The organism is Nostoc cf. edaphicum LEGE 07299, from assembly GCF_015207245.1.
Classification (GTDB): Bacteria; Cyanobacteriota; Cyanobacteriia; order Cyanobacteriales; family Nostocaceae; genus Nostoc; species Nostoc edaphicum_B.
This window is the reverse complement of sequence record NZ_JADEXF010000476.1, coordinates 1-4,345: the sequence shown is the minus strand read 5'-3', so window position 1 is coordinate 4,345 and position 4,345 is coordinate 1. Positions and strand designations below refer to the sequence as shown.

Here is a 4,345-nt window from a genome sequence, read left to right as displayed (position 1 = left end):
GGATTTAGGAATATGGTTAGCACTCTTGTCAATATTTCCGGATATCGCATCAGTGAAGCTCAAACTTGCGGCTTGTATTGGGGCGCAGTTTGATTTGAATACACTGGCCATTGTCTCAGAACAATCACTAGAACACCGATTCAGTAATCGGAAAAGAAAGTAGCAATCGCCTGAGCCTGAAGTAAATAATGGCAGAGAAAATAGAGCAAACACTTGCCAACCGATGCTTATAGTAAGAAATGGTCGTACACGATAAAAGTCAAAAAGCTTGAACAAAAACTGATCGCAACATTAAGCAGGAACTAGCTAAAAAAGAGCGATGGGCTACGCCCCGCCGGAGGCGATCGCACTCCACCAAATACAATGAGGAACTAGTGTTTTACCTCCAAATTTATCTCACACTCCTAAACCACTCAGTAATTCCCTGAGCGATCGCATTTGCCATTTTCTTCTGTTCTTCTGGGTTCACCACCTGCTCAAATTCATCAGGATTGCTCATAAAACCCAATTCCAGCAATACTGATGGCGCAGCCGCGGGACGTGTCAGCGCTAGGTTGTTCCAAAACACCCCATAATGAGGTCTGCCAAGTTTTTTGACTACATAGTTCTGTAAAAATATTGCGAGGCTGTGGGCTTGGGGATGATACCAAAACGTGCCGAATCCCTTGGTTTTTTCGGCATCGCCATTATCGGGTAGAGAGTTGTGATGTATGGAAATTGCGATCGCAGGTTCTTCTTGACTGATAATTGCCTGACGTTCTACTAGCGAAACTTCCTTGTCATCCTCCCGCGTCATCACTACCGTTGCCCCTCGCTTCACCAATTCGTCCCGCAACAACTTGGAAACTACCAAATTCACATCTTTTTCTAAATATCCAGTTGGCCCACTGGCACCAGATTCTTTACCGCCATGCCCTGGATCTAGTACAATCTTGAAATTAGCTAAAGGCTTGCGTCTTGTGTTCCCGATTTTAGGTGGATGACGCAAAGCCAAAACCAGGGTTGTACCGTCGTATCTCAGCTTATATCCCCACTGTTGAGCTTTTTTGAGGTTAAAGGTGTATTTTACTTGTCCTGGAGCTTCCTGTTGCCAGTCTAGGCGATTAATTAGGGGGTTGTCATCCAGGCGAATTATGTCTGTTTGGGCAGTGGTATTGTAGAGAGTGAGAGCGAGAGTTTGCTCACTTTGTTGTACGCTCACGGGTACGGGAACTTGCAAGGGGAAAACTATCTCTGTCGCACTAGGGAGTTGACGGTATCCGACACTGCGAATTATTGTCTGTGGCGGAACTGCACCAGGTAGAATGCGGGTTTCTTTACTATTAATCCAAGCGCCATAATCTAGGCGCAACCATTCACCTTCCCTACCTGTAACTGTTGCGCGTGTGCCTTTGGGCAATGGTGTGAGTCGGGAATAATCGGTGCTAGGGCCAGTACGAGCAACCCCTAACTCTACTGTAACCTCAGAAACTGGCAACTGTGCTCTTGAGAGGATTTCAATCTTACCAGATCCTGATTGAGTTATCGTCTTGCCATCAAGCGTCAGCTGAAATTGAGGTTTACCCAAATCGGCAGCTGTTGCCACTGTGGTGCAACCTTGATAGTTGCCTACGCTAGACTGGGCATGAGGCTGATTTTGCCCTGTCAAAGCTGCCAAATTACTTGGTAGTTGTGCCTGTTGAGGTTGCGATAAAAGGGCAATAGTTTGATTAGCCAGGGTTACAGAGACATTAGCGTTAGGGGGTGCGATCGCGCTAAAACAAATTACTTCTCCTGGTAATCTGGCAATGTCAACTGCGGGAGTCAGGGAATCTTTCGCAAAGGCTACCCCCTGTGGTAGTTCAGGGCTAGCGTTAAGCCCGATCACCTTAATCTTAAGTTCTTGATTCTGGTGACGCACAGTAAAAAGATTCTCCCCCAACTGCAAGGGGAAAGTAGGGGAAAAATGACCAGCTTTGCTGCGGTTAATTGGCTTACCATTGATCAAAACCTGACCATCTGGTGGTGCAGTGCCCAGAAAGAAGATTTTTTGGGCACTTGTCTGGTAGTTTGTCTGGGGAAAAACAACTATAAGAGATGGCTCTGCCAATGCTACCGAGGAGGTGAGAATACAGCCTAATATTACTAATCCTAAGAGGTTTTTCACAGCAAATCACAGAAGATGACACCACAACAACTGTGGCACAATGACGGGATGTATTTTTAGAAGTTGTTAGAAATTCAAACTACTATGACTAAGTTTATCTTTGTTACTGGAGGCGTAGTTTCCAGTATTGGTAAGGGCATTGTAGCAGCAAGTTTAGGGCGTTTGCTCAAGTCGCGCGAATATTCGGTGTCGATTCTCAAACTCGACCCTTATATCAATATCGATCCTGGCACGATGAGTCCCTTTCAGCATGGGGAAGTATTCGTTACCCAGGATGGTGCGGAGACAGATTTGGATTTGGGGCATTACGAACGCTTTACCGATACTTCAATGTCACGCTTAAATTGTGTGACTACTGGCTCGATTTACCAGGCAGTCATTAATAAAGAACGGCGCGGAGATTACAATGGCGGTACTGTACAGGTAATTCCTCATATTACCAATGAAATAAAAGAGCGAATTCTGCGAGTTGCCAAAAGTACAAATCCTTCTGTAGTAATTACAGAAATCGGCGGGACGGTGGGAGATATTGAATCACTGCCGTTTTTGGAAGCAATTCGCCAGTTCCGTAAAGAGGTGGGGCGGCAGAATGTGTTGTATATGCACGTAACACTGGTGCCGTGGATTGCCTCAGCGGGTGAAATGAAAACCAAGCCAACACAGCATTCAGTTAAAGAACTGAGATCTATTGGTATTCAACCAGATATTTTAGTTTGTCGGAGCGATCGCCCTTTACCCAAGGGATTAAAGCAGAAATTGTCGGGATTTTGCGATGTACCAGAAGAATGCGTCATCACTTCCCAAGATGCCAAAAGTATCTATGAAGTACCGCTAAATCTAGAACGGGAAGGAATGGCAGAACAAGTGCTGAACTTGTTGCAAATGGAACAACGTAAACCAGATTTGACGCAGTGGCAAACCCTGGTACAACGTTTACATAGTCCTAAGCACGAGGTAGAAATTGCCATTGTTGGTAAATATGTGCAGTTAAGTGATGCCTATCTATCTGTAGTGGAAGCACTAAATCATGCTGCAATCTCCACTTATGGCAAACTGCGTCTACGTTGGATAAATTCAGAAAATTTGGAAACGGAACCAGCCGAAAATTATCTTCAGGGTGTCGATGGCATAGTTGTACCAGGAGGTTTCGGGGTTCGGGGAGTCGATGGCAAAATTGCCGCCATTAAATACGCCCGCGATCGCCAAATTCCCTTTTTGGGTTTATGCCTGGGAATGCAATGTTCTGTGATTGAGTGGGCCAGAAACGTAGGGGGATTAACAGATGCTAACAGTGCTGAATTTGACCCTTACACAACCGATCCGGTAATTAATTTATTGCCAGAACAGCAGGAAGTAGTGGATTTAGGGGGTACAATGCGCTTAGGATTATATCCTTGTCGTGTTCTCCCTGATACTTTAGCTTTTAAGCTTTATCAAGAAGATGTGATTTATGAACGGCATCGACATCGCTATGAGTTCAACAATGCTTACCGCGATTTGTTGTTAAAGTCTGGCTATGTGATTAGTGGTACTTCTCCCGATGGACGTTTAGTTGAAATTGTGGAATTAACCAAGCACCCATTCTTTCTTGCTTGCCAATTTCATCCAGAATTTCAATCACGCCCCAGTACACCTCATCCCTTATTTAAAGGGTTTATTCAAACAGCGATCGCTCTTTCCCTTTCGACATCTAGCACACCAACACCATTGGAGGTGTCATAACAATTCAAAATGACGCTCGCAGACTCGCTAACGCTGCGCTAACAAAATTCAAAATTAATTGCAACATTAACTTAAGACTTCAGTAGATTTGGATATCCAGGGTGCATCATTCGTAAATTTCGGACTTGAGGAGATGTTGTGGCGTACTGGGTGAAAATCCTTTACGAGAGGAAAGAATATGTAGTAAATTTTGAACGTGTCCATGCTTTTTGTTATGAACTGAATGGCAGAGTTACTTTTTGGCTACCCGATAGTGCCATTCCCATAGTAATTAACCCACAAAGTAACCTGGAAGACTATCAAAAAATTCTTGATTATTTAGAATGTGTGACAGGATTAGAATTAGATCATGCCCACTGGGTGAAAATAATTTACGAAAAAAATGAATATGTAATTAATCTCAACTGCATCAGTTCCTTCTGTCATGAACCGAACGGCAGGATAACTTTTTGGTTGCCAGATGGCACTATTCCCATC

The 4,345-nt window shown here is 44.2% G+C and carries 3 protein-coding genes; 2 read left to right on the top strand and 1 reads right to left on the bottom strand.

Translation table 11 applies throughout. From position 1 onward, the window contains the following. Nucleotides 1-391: 391 nt before the first annotated feature. Nucleotides 392-2,146 (bottom strand): N-acetylmuramoyl-L-alanine amidase, encoded by a 1,755-nt coding sequence (locus IQ229_RS15115; RefSeq protein ID WP_194044967.1) that lies wholly within the window; start codon nt 2,144-2,146, stop codon nt 392-394. Nucleotides 2,147-2,230: 84 nt separating this feature from the next. On the opposite strand from IQ229_RS15115, the gene IQ229_RS15110 reads away from it, so the two are divergent. Together IQ229_RS15110 and IQ229_RS15105 are read left to right on the top strand one after the other, a co-directional pair. Next, nucleotides 2,231-3,868 (top strand): CTP synthase, encoded by a 1,638-nt coding sequence (locus IQ229_RS15110; RefSeq protein ID WP_194044965.1) that lies wholly within the window; start codon nt 2,231-2,233, stop codon nt 3,866-3,868. 138 nt (nt 3,869-4,006) lie between these two features. Beyond that, a partial coding sequence (locus IQ229_RS15105; protein WP_194044963.1) for a hypothetical protein occupies nt 4,007-4,345 on the top strand: 339 nt, incomplete at its 3' end.